Source organism: Pseudomonas rhizoryzae, assembly GCF_005250615.1.
GTDB lineage: Bacteria > Pseudomonadota > Gammaproteobacteria > Pseudomonadales > Pseudomonadaceae > Chryseomonas > Chryseomonas rhizoryzae.
Genome location: NZ_SULM01000007.1, coordinates 120,833 through 133,740 on the forward strand (window position 1 = coordinate 120,833; position 12,908 = coordinate 133,740).

The window sequence follows — 12,908 nt, forward strand, 5'->3', positions numbered from 1 at the left end:
GGAGAGGGCCGGGGTGAGGGTCTTTCTTCAAGCGGGCAGTATCTCCCGATAATCCCGCACCGCGTCGAACTCCTCGCTGTCCTTGGGCCCGCGGCGGCTGTCCGGCTCATGGATCGCCAGCAGGTGAGCGACGCCATAATCACGGGCGCTGCGCAGGATCGGCAGGTTGTCGTCGATGAACAGGGTGCGCGCCGGATCGAAGGCAAAGTCGGCCTGCAGGGCGTGCCAGAATTGCTGCTCTTCCTTGGGGAAGCCGTAGTCGTGGGAGCTGATCAGGCGATCGAAATAGGGCGCCAGCTCGATACGCTCCAGCTTCAGCGACAGGGAATCGCGGTGGGCGTTGGTGATCAGCGCCACGCGCTTGCCGGCACGCTGCAGCGCGGCCAGGAAGGTATCGGCGTCCGGTCGCAGGGCGATCAGGTGGGCGATCTCTTCCTTGAGCTCACGCATGGAAAAGCCCAGCTCGGCACTCCAGAAGTCCAGGCAGTACCAGGTCAACTTGCCCTGGTGGCTGCGAAACAACGGCTCCAGCTCGGCCTTGGCCAGCGCCAGGGACTGGCCGTGCCGCTCGGCATAACGCTGCGGCAGGTACTCCAGCCAGAAATGATTGTCGAAGTGCAGGTCGAGCAAGGTGCCGTCCATGTCCAGCAACACGGTGTCGATACGGCTCCAGTCGAGAGGGGTCATGGTGACTCCGGATCATATAACAGGCGGGTTATCATACCCGTCCGCCCAGCCCAGGAGCCGTCCATGCGCCAGAAACCCACTGTCCTCGCCCGGCAGATCGTGGCCAAAAGCCGTCTGTTCACCGTCGAGGAGATGCAGCTGCGCTTCGCCAACGGCGAGGAGCGCACCTACGAGCGCCTGGCCAACAAGGGCACCGGCCATGGCGCGGTGATGGTGGTGGCCATGCCGGACGCCCACCGCGCCCTGCTCATCGAGGAATACTGCGGCGGCGTGGAAGACTACGAATTGTCCCTGCCCAAGGGGCTGGTGGAGCCGGGTGAAGAGATCCTCGACGCCGCCAATCGCGAACTCAAGGAAGAAGCCGGCTTCGGCGCCCATAAGCTGGAATACCTTACCGCCCTGTCGCTGAGCCCCGGTTACATGAGCCAGCGCATCCATGTGGTACTGGCTCGCGATCTCTATCCCGAGCGCCTGCCGGGCGATGAGCCCGAACCCATCGAGGTCAGCAGCGTCGACCTGCGCGAACTGTCGCAACTGGTGCAGAATCCGCGCTTTTCCGAAGGCCGCGCCTTGGCCGCCCTCTATCTGGTGCGCGACCTGCTCACCCAACGCGGAGAATTGCCGGCATGATGGCTCCCGTTTCCATCACCGCGCCCCTGGTGCTCAACGTCATCGATCTGGTACGCCAGGCCGGCGCGGCCATCCTGCCGCATTGGCGCCAGGGCGTGGCGGTGCGGCAGAAGAGCGACGACTCGCCGGTGACCGCCGCCGACCTCGCCGCTCACCGCGTGCTGGCCGAGGGCCTGGCGCGCCTGACGCCGGACGTGCCGGTGCTGTCTGAAGAGGCCTGCGACATCCCCTTCGCGGTGCGCAGTGCCTGGGACGTCTGGTGGGTGGTCGATCCCCTGGACGGCACCAAGGAATTCATCGACGGCAGCGAGGAATTCACCGTCAACGTCGCCCTGGTCGAACGGGGTCAGGTGATCTTCGGCGTAGTCGGCATTCCCACCCGCGACGTCTGCTTCAGCGGCGGCCGCGAACTGGGCGCCTTCCGCATCCAGGGCGAGGACGGCATCGAGATCGGTGTGCGCAACCAGCCGGAAGAGGCCTTCACCGTGGTCGCCAGTCGCCGTCACAGCAGCCCGACCCAGCAACGTCTGCTCGATGAATTGGGCAACACGGTGGGCGAACCCACGCTGGTCAGCGTCGGCAGCTCGCTCAAGTTCTGCCTCCTGGCCGAGGGCAAGGCCGACTTCTATCCGCGCCTCGCCCCCACCTCCCAGTGGGACACCGCCGCCGCCCAGGGGGTACTGGAAGGCGCCGGCGGCGAGGTGCTGACCCTGGACGGCCAGCCCCTCACCTACGAAATGCGCGAATCCTTCCTCAACCCGCACTTCCTCGCCCTGCCCCGCGAGGCCGCCTGGCGGCAGCAAGTGCTGAAGCTAGCCGGGTCCTTGGGCGAGGCCTGAGGCCGCTAGGCCACCACCTTGGCCAGCTCCGGCACATCGCCGGACAACCCCAGGGCGCGGCGCACGAACAGCGCCTTGGCCTCGAAATGGCGATCGACCTGCTTGAGCGCGGCGTTGCGCAGCCAGCGCAGCGGCAGGCGATCGTCCTGGAACAGCCGCTGGAAGCCCTCCATGGCCGCCATCATCGCCAGGTTGTGCGGCATACGCCGACGCTCGTAGCGTTCCAGCACCCGTTGTTCGGCGATGGCTTCACCGCGCGCCTGGGCATGGCGCAGTTCTTCGGCCAGCACCGCGGCATCGAGAAAACCCAGGTTGACGCCCTGCCCAGCCAGTGGATGGATGACGTGGGCGGCATCGCCGATCAGCGCCAGGCCCGGTTCCACATAACGCTTGGCGTGCCGCTGGCGCAGCGGGATGCACAGCCGCGTATCGCTGCATTCCACCTCTCCCAGCCGATGCTCGAAGGCCTCGCCCAGGGCCTGGCAGAAGGCCGCATCGTCCAGCGCCATCAGCCGCTCGCCCTGCTTGGGCGTGCAGGACCAGACGATGGAGCACCACTGGGTGTCGCCACCGCGATCCAGCGGCAGGAAGGCCAGGGGGCCATCGTCGGTGAATCTCTGCCAGGCGGTGCGCTGGTGCGACTCGGCGCAGCGCACGCTGGTGACGATGGCATGGTGCAGATAGTCCCACTCGCGGGTTTCCAGCCCGGCCAGACGGCGCACCGCCGAGGTGGCGCCATCGGCGGCCACCACCAGCGGGGCACGAATCTGGCGGTCGCCAGCCAGTTGCACCAGCCACTGATCGCCCGAGCGACGCAGCAATTCCAGCCGTGCCTCGGGCAACAGCAGGACGTTGGCCTCGGCCAGACGTTCGAGCAGGGCATCCTGCACCACACGATTCTCGACGATATGGCCGAGCACCTCGGCATGCACGCTGGCCGCATCGAAATGCACGGCGCCGGTGCCGGAGCCGTCCCAGACGTGCATCGCCTGGTAGGGACTGACGCGGCGCGCCAGGATGCCATCCCAGGCGCCGAGGCGCTGGAGGATGCGCTGGCTGGCCAGCGACAGGGCGCTGACCCGGGGTTCGAAGGGCAGATCGCTTTCGACCGCCCCGGGCTTGAGCGGGCCGCGGTCGAGCAGCACCACCGACAGGCCGCTGTCGGCCAGGGCCAGGGCCAGGGCGCTGCCGACCATGCCGGCACCGACGATCACCAGATCCGCATGGGTCAGCATGCTCGTTTCTCCTCGCAGGTCAGGGACGGGTACCCAGGCCCATGGCCTGGCGGGCGAAGGCACTCTTGGCCGGTGGGCACAACTCCAGGCCAACCAGGCCCAGGTTGCGTCCGGCACTGAGCCAGGGCCGGCTGTTGGAGAACAGCCGGGTGATGCGATCGGAAAAGCCGATGGTCAGTTGCTGGTCCAGGCGCTGACGCTGCAGGTATTCCTGCAGGACGGCGAAGTCGCCGGGGGCCGTGCTGCTCTCCAGCAGGCACTCGGCCAGGCTGTCCACATCGCGCAAGGACAGGTTGAAACCCTGGCCGGCGATGGGGTGCAGGCTGTGGGCAGCATTGCCCAGCACCACCAGGTGTGGCCGCACCTGCTCATTGGCTTCCAAGAGCGTCAGCGGATAGGCATGGCGGGTACCGACCTGGGTGAAGCTGCCCAGGCGATAGCCCACGGCGCGTTGCAGTTCGGCGAGGAAGACTGCCTGCGGCGCCTGCTGCAGTCGCAGGGCCTCGCTGTCCGGCTGGGTCCAGACCAGGGCGCTACGCTGGCCCGGCAGCGGCAGCAGCGCCAGGGGGCCATGGGGGGTGAAGCGCTCGAAGGCGCGCCCACCATGGCCGAGATTGGTGGAGACGTTGGCGATCAGCGCGGTCTGCTCGTACACCGTCCGCCGCACCTCGATACCGAGGGCCTCGCGCAGCGCCGAGCGTCCGCCATCGGCCAGCACCACCAGGCCACACTCCAGCGTCGCGCCGTCGTCCAGTTCCAGGCGATAGCCGTCGGGGATGGCGGTGAGCCGGCGCACCTCGGCCGGGCAGCGCCAGTCCACCACCTCGCGATCCAGCGCCTGCCACAGCACCTGGCCGATCCAGGCGTTTTCCACCACGTAGCCCAGCGCCGGCAGGTTCTCGTCGCGGGCGAGCAACTGGGTCACGCCGAAGCGGCCCTGATCGGAGACCTGGATCTCGCGGATCGCCTCGGCATGCTCAGCCAGGGCGTCCCAGACACCCAGGCGCTGGTAGATCAGCCGCGAGCCGTAGGACAGCGCCGAGGAACGGGCGTCGTAGCTGGGCTGGTAGGTATCGCCGGGGGCGAAGGGCTCCACCAGCAGGATGCGCCAACCGCGCGCCTTGGCGCCGGCCTGCAGGGCCAGAGCCAGGCTGGCGCCGACCAGGCCGCCGCCGATGATGGCGATATCAGGACGTTGCATGAGCGTTCTCCCGGCGGTCGCGCGCGGCCGCCATCAAGCCTTCGATCTCCGCGGCCGCCTTGGGCAGGCCGGCGGTCAGCACCTCGCAACCCTGGCGCGTCACCAGTACCTCGTCCTCGATACGGATACCGAGGCCCCGCCATTTGCGCGGCACCTCGGCATCCGTCGGGATATACAGGCCGGGCTCCACGGTCAGCACCATGCCCGGTTCCAGCATCCGCCACTGGTCGCCGATACGGTATTCGCCGACGTCGTGCACATCCAACCCCAGCCAGTGGCCGGCGCGATGCATGTAGAAGTCACGACAGGCGCCGGTTTCGATCAGTTCATCCAGTTCGCCGGCGAGCAGGCCCAGAGCCAACAGCCCCGCGGTGATCACCCTGACCGTGGCCTCGTGGGGTTCGTTCCAGTGGCGTCCAGGCGCCACGCAGGCGATGGCGGCCTGGTTGGCCTCCAGCACGATGTCGTACAGCTGCCGCTGCTCCGGCGAGAAGCGCCCGTTGACCGGAAAGGTGCGGGTCACGTCGCTGGCATAGCAGTCCAGCTCGCAGCCGGCATCGATCAGCACCAGCTCGCCGTCGCGTAACGCGGCATCGTTGGCCTGGTAATGCATGATGCAGGCATTGGCACCGGACGCGACGATGGAGCCATAGGCCGCCAGCCGCGCCCCACCCTGGCGGAAGCAGTAGTCCAACTCCGCCTCCAGATGATACTCGCGCAGCCCCGGTCGACAGGCCTGCATGGCCCGCAGGTGGGCGGCGCAGGTCAACTCGGCGGCGGCCTTGAGCAGCCGCACCTCGGCGGCCGACTTGTACAGCCGGCTATCGTGCAACAGGGTATCCAGCGCCAGCAGCTCCCGCGGCGGCGAGGCGCCCTGGTCGGCCTTGGCGCGGATCAGTTCGATCCAGTTGAGCAGTTGCCGCTCGAATTCCGGGTGGGCGCCCATGGCGTAGTAGACCCGCTCGCGACCTTCCAAGAGGCCCGGCAGGATGTCGTCCAGATCGCCGATGGGGAAGGCATCGTCCGCGCCATAGTCGGCCAGTGCCCCTTCCTGGCCGGCGCGCCGGCCTTCCCAACGCTCCAGCTCCGCGTCCCGCTCACGGCAGAACAGCAGGTACTCGCCGTGGGCGCGGCCTGGAATCAGCACGGCCAGGGCTTCGGGCTCGGGAAAGCCGGTGAGGTACTGGAAATCGCTGTCCTGGCGGTAAGGCTGCTCGATGTCGCGATTGCGCAGGCACACCGGCGCGGCCGGCAGCAAGGCGATGCCGCCACTGCCGATCTCGGCCATCAGCGCACGTCGGCGCCGGGCGAATTCAGCCTTGTGGATCCGCGGCATGGCCGCTCAGTGCACCACGGGAGCCGGTTCGGGAATGGGGCCGCGACCGTACTCGCCGTAGAGCAGCAAGGGCGCCACGCGCAGGTACTCGGTCACTTCCATGAAGTCGTTCTCGCCCTCTTCACCTTCCTCGGCCGGCTCCTGGATCTGAGCAATGGCGGCCAGATCCTCGAGTACCTCGCGGGCCTCCCCGGAGACCTCGCCAGTACGCCCCGATAGGCCGAAGCCGGCCAGGAAGCCCTGGCACCACTGGCCCAGGGCCGCGGTACGCTCGGCCAGCGGCGTCTCGTCCGGTGGCAGCAGCAGCACCAGGGCCACCTGCTGGCCGGCGAATTCCTGCTGCACCATGCCGAGCAGACCCGACAGCGCCGCCTGCAGGCGCTCGCTCGGGGCGCCCCCGAGCAGTTCACTGGCCGCAGCTAGCCAGTCATTCTCATCGAAGCCCGCACCGCCGCAGACCCGTCCGAGCAGGTGACCATGGAGTTCGGCGGGCGAGACCGGCAGGGCAGCCTCGGCGAGCAGGGTGGCGAAGGCGGCGTAGGCGGATGCTGAGCTGGACATGGCGTCGAGGTGAGGTGCTGGCTAGAATGAAGCCTTATCCTACGCGCTGACCCCGCCGGCGGCCAATCTCGTTGCACCCTTCTGGAGCTGTAGCCCTCATGCGCGAGTCTCGCGACACGCCTCTCGACGCCGATCTGGATGCCCTCGGTGACCGTGTGGAGCGGCTGCTCCTGCGTCTCGAGGAACTCCAGCAGCAGAATCGACAACTGCGCCACAGCGAGCGCCACTGGCGTCAGGAGCGCGCCGAGTTGATCGAGAAGAACGAATTGGCCAGGTCGAAGGTCGAAGCGATGATTTTACGCCTGAAAGCTTTGGAGCAGGACTCATGAGCAGCGAGACCGTGACCGTCCAGATTCTGGAAAAGGAATATCGCATCAGTTGCCCCGCCGACGAGCGTGCCAACCTGGAGAGCACCGCCCGTTACCTGGACGGCAAGATGCGCGAGATCCGCGCCAGCGGCAAGGTCATCGGCGCCGACCGCGTGGCCGTGATGGCCGCCCTCAACATCACCCACGAACTGCTGCACCGCCAGGACGATGTCAGCCTGGAAGTCAGTAGCACCCGCGAGCGGGTACGCGACCTGCTGGACCGGGTCGACCGCGCCCTGATCACCGAACACGACACCACCGCCTGACCAGTCGGCCTGGCGGCTGCTGGCCTCTGCCGGGATAGGCGGGGGTTTGCATCTCGGCCCAGGGGCGTATACTGAAGGCCACTCTCTGGTGTGTGCGCCAGTCGGTCATGTCCCCGAGCCGATAAGCAACACCCCGGGGGTTGCTCGTAAGACTGGTGTGCATGTCCGCCACGGCGGAAAGCCTAAAGGTCTACGACTTCTCCCACCTTGAACCAAGGGTTCAAGGGCTACACCGGCAGCGGCATTCCGGAGAGCTCATCGATTTCCATGACCACCCCTCCCTCCCCCGACCTCAGTCGCCCCGCACTGCGCAAATTGCTGCGCCAGCGCCGCCGTGCCCTTACCCCCGTCCAGCAACGCCAGGCCGCTCGCCAGCTCTATCGGCAACTCGCGCAGCATCCGCTGTTTCGGCGCGCCCGCCATATCGCCTTCTATCTGCCCAGCGATGGCGAGATCGATCCGCGCCCGTTGTTCGAAGAAGCCCAGCGCCGCGGCAAGGCCACCTATCTACCGGTGCTCTCCCGCTGGCCGCGCACGGCGATGATCTTTCAGCGAGTCGGGCGCGGCGAGCCCTGGGTACGCAATCGTTTCGGCATTGCCGAACCGCGCCCGGATCGACGGCTGGGCCGGCCGACCTGGGCGTTGGATCTCATCCTGATGCCGCTAGTGGGCTTCGATCCCCAAGGCGGGCGCCTGGGCATGGGCAAGGGCTTCTATGACCGCAACCTGGCCTATCTCGCGCGCAGGCAGCATTGGCGCAGCCCGCGTTTGATCGGTTGCGCCCATGAATGTCAGAAGGTGGAGCGACTGGCTCTGGCGGCCTGGGACGTGCCCATGGCGGCCGTGGTCAGCGATGGCGGCTGGTACGGCCAATCGGATTGACGAACCTAGCGCGCTGGCGGCGTTTCGCTGACGTAGCGGGCATACTGCTGCTGGCTCTGGCGCTGCTCCCAGAAGCTCTGCGTGTAACCGGTGGTGACGACACCCAGGGTGAAGATCAGGACCAGTACCCATAACAGATCAGGTTTACGTTTCATCGAGCTGGGCCACCCCCTTGCTGGCACCTTTGGGCAGGACACGACGTCGCCCTGGTATGCTCAGCGCGTACGATCAGACTTCATCTGGAATGCGCGGCATTCTGCGACAAGCGGTCGCCCCTTGCAATCGACCAGCCCCTTTCCGTTAAGCTCCCGAGCTTCCATTCGTCAGGAGACGAACCGTGGCCTTCTGGCTGTTGAAATCCGAGCCCGATGAGTTCTCGCTAAGCGACCTGCAACGCCTGGGCGAAGGCCGCTGGGACGGCGTGCGTAACTACCAGGCCCGCAACTTCCTGCGCGCCATGGCACCCGACGAGCTGTTCCTCTTCCATCATTCGAGCTGCGCCGAACCTGGCATTGCTGGTATCGGCCGGATCCTTGGTGAAGCCTTTGCCGACCCTACCGCGCTGGATCCGCAGAGCCCCTATCACGCGCCCAAGGCTACGGCGGAGAACAACCCCTGGACGGCGCGCCAGGTGGCCTTCGTCGAGGCCTTTCCACGGGTGCTGACCCTGCCGCGCCTGCGCGAGCTGCCGGCACTCGCCGACTTCGCCTTGCTGCGCAAGGGCAATCGACTCTCGGTGATGCCGGTCAGCCCGGCGGAATGGGCGGCGATCCTCGCCGCTGGTCGAGGCTGAGCCTTCGTCTCAGGGCTGGACGATCAGGTTGTTGAACAAAAGATCCTCCACCAGCGGCTTACCCTCTTCCTGGGTAAGCACACTCTGCACCTGCTTGAGGGCTTCCTGGCGCAGTTTCTCACGCGCCTCGACGCCACTCATGGACTCATCGGTCTGCTGGGCGAACAGCATCACCAGCTGATTGCGGATCAGCGGCTCGTGGAATTCCACCCGCTCCTTGGCTTCCTTGCCGGTCATCATCAGGGCGATGTCGGCCTTGTAGTACTTGAGCTTGGAGCCACTGCCATAGTTGCCGACCAGTGCCGGGGTCAGGTTGTAGAACTCGGTCTTGGGGGCTTCCCCTTCTTTCTTCCCTTCGCTAGCCCAGACATTCAACGCCAGGCAGAAGGACAACAAAATGGCGGCGACAGCTTTCACGATGGATCCTCATGGGTGGATGGCTGCAGCATAGCCAGCGGGGCTCAAGGGGTCACCTCGAACCTGAGGGTTCCGATCACCTGGCCGACGTCCGTTACCACTTGCACCTGCCAACGGCCGGTCACGTCACCGGCGAAGTTCTGCTTGTGGGTCCAGGCGCGATAGCCGGCCTCGCGACCGCCGCTGATATCCAGAGGAATACGATCCACTTCTTTACCGGCGTGGCGCCAGACGTGGTAGATGCGCTCGTTCAGACCTCGTGGCGCATTGATGGCGGTGAAGGCGTAGAGCCCCTGGGCCCGCAGCTGGGCGGCGCTAAGGCTCTTCACCGCCTCACCCGGCTCGCGCTTGAGACTGTCGAAGTCGGTGCTCATACCCATGTCGGTCAGCCACAGGGTGGCCGGCGGTACCCAGGCGCGCCCCACCCAACCGAAGGCGCCGATGGCCAGGCACAGCCCCAGCAGACCCAGCCAGCGCCACCCCAGCCGCACCCTGAAGGCGACCGCCAGACTGGGAAAGGACAGCAACACGGCGACGCCCAGGGCCAGCTCGTAGCTCTGGGTGGTGGTCAGGTGCAGGATGATCGGCAGGGCCGTGAGCAGCACCGCGAACAACGTCAGGGTGTGGTAGCTGAGGAACACCCAGCGCCGCGGGGCCAGGGCCTTGTAGTAGAGCGGATCGATGATGGACACCAGCGCCGCCGCGCCAAGCAGCCCGGTGAACAGCGCCTGGCCGCTGTTCCAGGCGGTGGTGATGGCGAAGAACGGCAGGCAGAAGAACAGGCTTTCCTGGTGGATCAACTGGGTGGCATAGCGCAGCAGCGGCGGTGGCAGCTCCCAGCCGAAGCGGCGGCTGACCCAGCCACGGAGCACGTTTTCCAGCATCAACCAGACCCAGCTCGCCAGCATCACCACCGCCATCACCGGGGCGAAGCCCTTCTGCCGGTCGACCAGCAGAAAGCTGCAGATCCCCGAGATGAAACCAGCGAGGGCGATCAGCCGCGGATAGCGCTCGAACAGCGCGGTGATCAGGGTCAGGACACGGGAATACAGGACTTTCCAGGCAGGCATAACGACTCGCGAAAAACGACGACGGCATAGAGGCGCAACCCTAGGCGCGCCGCCCTTCCAGATCAAGCGGCAACCCCCGGTCAGTTGCCACAGAGCGGAAAAGCCTGGTCACGCTGTAATATCATTGTAATATTCGAAAACGAACCAGGAATGTTCGATTTCGCTTAACACCTATAACAATACCGAGGCACTCATGCTTGGAATCTTCGCCCCTGCGGCTCATCGCCCGCCCCTGCCCGCCGATCGCATCGACCCCACCTATCGCCGCCTGCGCTGGCAGATCTTCGCCGGGATCTTCATCGGCTACGCGGGCTACTACCTGCTGCGCAAGAACTTCTCCCTGGCCATGCCATCACTGGTGGAACAAGGCTACAGCCGGGGCGAACTGGGCGTGGCGCTCTCCGCGGTGGCCATCGCCTACGGGCTGTCCAAGTTCCTCATGGGGCTGGTCTCGGATCGCTCCAATCCGCGCTACTTTCTGCCCGCCGGCCTGGCGCTGTCAGCCCTGGTGATGCTGTTGTTCGGATTCGCACCCTGGGCCACTGCCAGCGTCAGCACCATGTTCGTCCTGCTGTTCCTCAACGGCTGGTTCCAGGGCATGGGCTGGCCGCCCAGCGGTCGCACCATGGTGCACTGGTGGTCGCAGAAGGAGCGTGGCGGCGTGGTCTCGGTATGGAACGTCGCCCACAATGTCGGCGGCGGTCTGATCGGCCCGCTGTTCCTGCTCGGTCTGTTCCTGTTCGACGATTGGCGCTCGGCCTTCTATGTCCCGGCGGTGGTGGCCCTGGCAGTGGCCGTGTTCGCCTTCATTACCATGAGAGACACCCCGCAATCCTGCGGCCTGCCATCCGTGGAGCAATGGAAGCAGGACTTTCCCGAGGGCTATAGCGAAGGCCACGAGCGCGAGTTCTCCACCAAGGAGATCTTCGTCGAATACGTGCTGAAAAATCGCCTGCTCTGGTACATCGCCTTCGCCAACGTCTTCGTCTATCTGCTGCGCTATGGCGTGCTGGACTGGGCGCCCACCTACCTCAAGGAAGCCAAGCACTTTTCGGTGGAAAAGACCTCCTGGGCCTATTTCTTTTACGAATGGGCCGGGATTCCCGGCACCCTGCTCTGCGGCTGGCTCTCGGACAAGCTGTTCCGCGGCAATCGTGGCGCTACCGGCGTGGTGTTCATGCTCGGCGTGATGGTCGCCACCCTGGTCTACTGGCTCAACCCAGAAGGCAACCCCGGCGTCGACCTGGCGGCCCTGGTCTGCATCGGCTTCCTGATCTACGGCCCGGTGATGCTGATCGGCCTACAGGCGCTGGAGCTGGTCCCCAAGAAGGCCGCTGGTACCGCTGCGGGCTTCACCGGCCTGTTCGGCTACCTGGGTGGTTCGGTGGCCGCCAATGCCCTGGTGGGCTACACCGTGGATCTCTACGGCTGGGACGGCGGCTTCATGCTGCTGATCGGCGCTTGTGTGCTGGCCATCGTTTTCCTGGCAATGACGCTGAGACACACAGGAATGGTGGCCAAGGCGGCGCGCTGAGTCTGAACATGATCCCGTAGCGTGGATGACGGCGTAGCCTCATCCACTGGGGCTCAAGGTGGAAAACGCTACGCGGTTTTCCACCCTACGGATGCATTTATCGCGACCATGGGGCTAGCTCCGCGGCGCGTAGGCGAAGACGTCGGCGCGCATCTGGTGGGCGTCCATGCCGGCTTCCACCAGGGCATCCAGGGTGGCGTAGACCATCGCTGGCGAGCCGCTGGCATAGACATGCAGACCGCTCAGATCGGCGAAGTCGGCGCGTACCACCTCGTGCAGCAGGCCACAGCGGCCTTCCCAGCCGCAGGCATCGCTCACCACCCGGTTCAAGACCAGATTGGGCAGGCTTGCCCAGGCGTCCCAGGCCTCGATGGCGTAGAAGTCCTCGGACGTACGGACGCCCCAGTACAGATGCACGGGATGGGCGAAGCCACGGGTGCGGGCGTCTTCGATCAGGCTGTGCATCTGCGCCATGCCGGTGCCGGCGGCGATGAGCACCAGGGGACCATCGGGCAACTCAGCCAGGTGCGCATCGCCGTAGGGCAGCTCGACCTGGGCCATGCCCTTGCGCTCGAGTTGCGCCAACAGCGCCTGACTGCTGGCCTCGCGGGCCAGCACGTGCAACTCAAGCTCGCGCCCCTGGTGCGGCGCCGAAGCCAGGGAGAACGCCGACTGCTTGCCGTCGTCACGAGCGATCATCAGGTACTGACCGGCGTGATAGCGCGGTGGCCGTCCGGCCGGGGCGCGCAACCGCACGCGGCGCACGTCGCCACCCACGTCATCTAGCGCCACCACCTGGCAGGCCAGGCTGCGCACCGGCAACTCGCCCGGCGCCAGCACCCCGTCCCATTGCAGCAGGCAATCGCTCAGGGGCACGGCCACGCAGACGTAGATCTCGCCGTGGTCGGCGGTCTGGCCGCGCTGGTCGACCTGGCCTTCCACCAGCAGGGCGGCACAGAGCTGGCAATTGCCATTGCGGCAGCTGTGCGGCCCGCTGTAGCCGAGCCGCTGCGCCGCCGCCAGGATCGCCTCCCCGGGCAGGGTTTCCAGTACCGCGCCCGAGGGCTGCAGGGTGACCTTCATCGTCGT

General features: G+C 66.3%; 16 protein-coding genes and 1 other RNA gene. 8 read left to right on the forward strand and 9 right to left on the reverse strand.

Translation table 11 applies throughout. The features are described from left to right. Nucleotides 1-27: 27 nt before the first annotated feature. A complete protein-coding gene (gene yrfG / locus FAZ11_RS12900) occupies nt 28-687 on the reverse strand; it encodes a GMP/IMP nucleotidase (protein WP_058772267.1) in 660 nt (219 codons plus the stop codon). Nucleotides 688-750: 63 nt separating this feature from the next. Here yrfG and nudE point away from each other — a divergent pair, with 63 nt between their 5' ends. Both nudE and cysQ read left to right on the forward strand, forming a co-directional pair. Further along, nucleotides 751-1,317 (forward strand): ADP compounds hydrolase NudE, encoded by a 567-nt coding sequence (gene nudE, locus FAZ11_RS12905; protein WP_058760301.1) that lies wholly within the window; start codon nt 751-753, stop codon nt 1,315-1,317. Beyond that, the gene (gene cysQ / locus FAZ11_RS12910) at nt 1,314-2,156 is read left to right on the forward strand and encodes a 3'(2'),5'-bisphosphate nucleotidase CysQ (RefSeq protein WP_058760302.1); all 843 of its coding nucleotides are present in this window, start codon (nt 1,314-1,316) and stop codon (nt 2,154-2,156) included. Before nudE ends, cysQ begins: the two co-directional genes overlap by 4 nt. A gap of 5 nt (nt 2,157-2,161) precedes the next feature. On the opposite strand, the gene FAZ11_RS12915 is transcribed toward cysQ, so the two are convergent. Genes FAZ11_RS12915 through FAZ11_RS12930 form a run of 4 tightly spaced genes read right to left on the reverse strand, consistent with a single transcriptional unit; the run spans nt 2,162 to nt 6,489 of the window. Further along, nucleotides 2,162-3,391 carry a 2-octaprenyl-3-methyl-6-methoxy-1,4-benzoquinol hydroxylase gene (locus FAZ11_RS12915; protein ID WP_058768054.1) on the reverse strand — a complete coding sequence of 410 codons (1,230 nt, stop codon included), beginning with the start codon at nt 3,389-3,391 and terminating at the stop codon, nt 2,162-2,164. A gap of 19 nt (nt 3,392-3,410) precedes the next feature. Next, complete coding sequence (ubiH, locus tag FAZ11_RS12920; RefSeq protein WP_058772268.1) at nt 3,411-4,592, reverse strand: 2-octaprenyl-6-methoxyphenyl hydroxylase; 1,182 nt, start codon at nt 4,590-4,592, stop codon at nt 3,411-3,413. Then, nucleotides 4,579-5,928: a Xaa-Pro aminopeptidase gene (pepP, locus tag FAZ11_RS12925; protein ID WP_058760305.1), complete on the reverse strand. Its 1,350-nt coding sequence runs from the start codon at nt 5,926-5,928 to the stop codon at nt 4,579-4,581. The genes ubiH and pepP overlap by 14 nt, the downstream gene beginning before the upstream one ends. Before the next feature lie 6 nt (nt 5,929-5,934). Next, on the reverse strand, nt 5,935-6,489 hold the full coding sequence (locus FAZ11_RS12930; RefSeq protein WP_058760306.1) for a UPF0149 family protein: 555 nt from the start codon (nt 6,487-6,489) through the stop codon (nt 5,935-5,937). A gap of 98 nt (nt 6,490-6,587) precedes the next feature. Between FAZ11_RS12930 and FAZ11_RS12935 the strand changes: the two genes are divergently transcribed. From FAZ11_RS12935 to FAZ11_RS12950, 4 genes are all read left to right on the forward strand, one after another. Next, entirely contained in the window at nt 6,588-6,818 is a 231-nt protein-coding gene (locus FAZ11_RS12935; protein WP_058760307.1) for a TIGR02449 family protein, read from the forward strand. Continuing rightward, nucleotides 6,815-7,123 carry a cell division protein ZapA gene (locus tag FAZ11_RS12940; protein ID WP_058760308.1) on the forward strand — a complete coding sequence of 103 codons (309 nt, stop codon included), beginning with the start codon at nt 6,815-6,817 and terminating at the stop codon, nt 7,121-7,123. Before FAZ11_RS12935 ends, FAZ11_RS12940 begins: the two co-directional genes overlap by 4 nt. Before the next feature lie 79 nt (nt 7,124-7,202). Continuing rightward, nucleotides 7,203-7,380, forward strand: a non-coding RNA gene (ssrS, locus tag FAZ11_RS12945) — 6S RNA. 10 nt (nt 7,381-7,390) lie between these two features. Further along, nucleotides 7,391-8,005, forward strand: coding sequence for a 5-formyltetrahydrofolate cyclo-ligase (locus tag FAZ11_RS12950; RefSeq protein ID WP_058760309.1), 615 nt, complete (start codon nt 7,391-7,393; stop codon nt 8,003-8,005). A 5-nt stretch (nt 8,006-8,010) separates the two neighbouring features. On the opposite strand, the gene FAZ11_RS24775 is transcribed toward FAZ11_RS12950, so the two are convergent. Further along, nucleotides 8,011-8,160 (reverse strand): hypothetical protein, encoded by a 150-nt coding sequence (locus FAZ11_RS24775; RefSeq protein WP_167371460.1) that lies wholly within the window; start codon nt 8,158-8,160, stop codon nt 8,011-8,013. A gap of 182 nt (nt 8,161-8,342) precedes the next feature. On the opposite strand from FAZ11_RS24775, the gene FAZ11_RS12955 reads away from it, so the two are divergent. Continuing rightward, nucleotides 8,343-8,798, forward strand: a complete 456-nt coding sequence (locus tag FAZ11_RS12955; protein WP_058760310.1) for an EVE domain-containing protein — start codon at nt 8,343-8,345, stop codon at nt 8,796-8,798. A gap of 9 nt (nt 8,799-8,807) precedes the next feature. Here the strand turns inward: FAZ11_RS12955 and FAZ11_RS12960 are convergent, their stop codons facing one another. Together FAZ11_RS12960 and FAZ11_RS12965 are read right to left on the reverse strand one after the other, a co-directional pair. Further along, the gene (locus tag FAZ11_RS12960) at nt 8,808-9,215 is read right to left on the reverse strand and encodes a flagellar basal body-associated protein FliL (protein ID WP_058760311.1); all 408 of its coding nucleotides are present in this window, start codon (nt 9,213-9,215) and stop codon (nt 8,808-8,810) included. Nucleotides 9,216-9,259: 44 nt separating this feature from the next. Then, the gene (locus tag FAZ11_RS12965; RefSeq protein WP_058772269.1) at nt 9,260-10,285 is read right to left on the reverse strand and encodes a DUF5924 family protein; all 1,026 of its coding nucleotides are present in this window, start codon (nt 10,283-10,285) and stop codon (nt 9,260-9,262) included. Nucleotides 10,286-10,478: 193 nt separating this feature from the next. Here FAZ11_RS12965 and glpT point away from each other — a divergent pair, with 193 nt between their 5' ends. Then, complete coding sequence (gene glpT, locus FAZ11_RS12970) at nt 10,479-11,819, forward strand: glycerol-3-phosphate transporter (RefSeq protein ID WP_058772270.1); 1,341 nt, start codon at nt 10,479-10,481, stop codon at nt 11,817-11,819. Between the two features lie 114 nt (nt 11,820-11,933). On the opposite strand, the gene FAZ11_RS12975 is transcribed toward glpT, so the two are convergent. After that, on the reverse strand, nt 11,934-12,902 hold the full coding sequence (locus tag FAZ11_RS12975) for a CDP-6-deoxy-delta-3,4-glucoseen reductase (RefSeq protein ID WP_058772271.1): 969 nt from the start codon (nt 12,900-12,902) through the stop codon (nt 11,934-11,936). Between the last annotated feature and the right edge of the window lie 6 nt (nt 12,903-12,908).

Excerpts from the sequence above, each read along its gene's own strand:
- FAZ11_RS12915 (WP_058768054.1), bottom strand. The coding sequence starts at position 3,391 with ATGCTGACCCATGCGGATCTGGTGATCGTCGGTGCCGGCATGGTCGGC.
- FAZ11_RS12935 (WP_058760307.1), top strand. The coding sequence starts at position 6,588 with ATGCGCGAGTCTCGCGACACGCCTCTCGACGCCGATCTGGATGCCCTC.
- glpT (WP_058772270.1), top strand. The coding sequence starts at position 10,479 with ATGCTTGGAATCTTCGCCCCTGCGGCTCATCGCCCGCCCCTGCCCGCC.
- FAZ11_RS12950 (WP_058760309.1), top strand. The coding sequence starts at position 7,391 with ATGACCACCCCTCCCTCCCCCGACCTCAGTCGCCCCGCACTGCGCAAA.
- nudE (WP_058760301.1), top strand. The coding sequence starts at position 751 with ATGCGCCAGAAACCCACTGTCCTCGCCCGGCAGATCGTGGCCAAAAGC.
- FAZ11_RS12940 (WP_058760308.1), top strand. The coding sequence starts at position 6,815 with ATGAGCAGCGAGACCGTGACCGTCCAGATTCTGGAAAAGGAATATCGC.
- ubiH (WP_058772268.1), bottom strand. The coding sequence starts at position 4,592 with ATGCAACGTCCTGATATCGCCATCATCGGCGGCGGCCTGGTCGGCGCC.
- cysQ (WP_058760302.1), top strand. The coding sequence starts at position 1,314 with ATGATGGCTCCCGTTTCCATCACCGCGCCCCTGGTGCTCAACGTCATC.
- FAZ11_RS24775 (WP_167371460.1), bottom strand. The coding sequence starts at position 8,160 with ATGAAACGTAAACCTGATCTGTTATGGGTACTGGTCCTGATCTTCACC.
- FAZ11_RS12930 (WP_058760306.1), bottom strand. The coding sequence starts at position 6,489 with ATGTCCAGCTCAGCATCCGCCTACGCCGCCTTCGCCACCCTGCTCGCC.
- FAZ11_RS12975 (WP_058772271.1), bottom strand. The coding sequence starts at position 12,902 with ATGAAGGTCACCCTGCAGCCCTCGGGCGCGGTACTGGAAACCCTGCCC.
- FAZ11_RS12965 (WP_058772269.1), bottom strand. The coding sequence starts at position 10,285 with ATGCCTGCCTGGAAAGTCCTGTATTCCCGTGTCCTGACCCTGATCACC.
- pepP (WP_058760305.1), bottom strand. The coding sequence starts at position 5,928 with ATGCCGCGGATCCACAAGGCTGAATTCGCCCGGCGCCGACGTGCGCTG.
- yrfG (WP_058772267.1), bottom strand. The coding sequence starts at position 687 with ATGACCCCTCTCGACTGGAGCCGTATCGACACCGTGTTGCTGGACATG.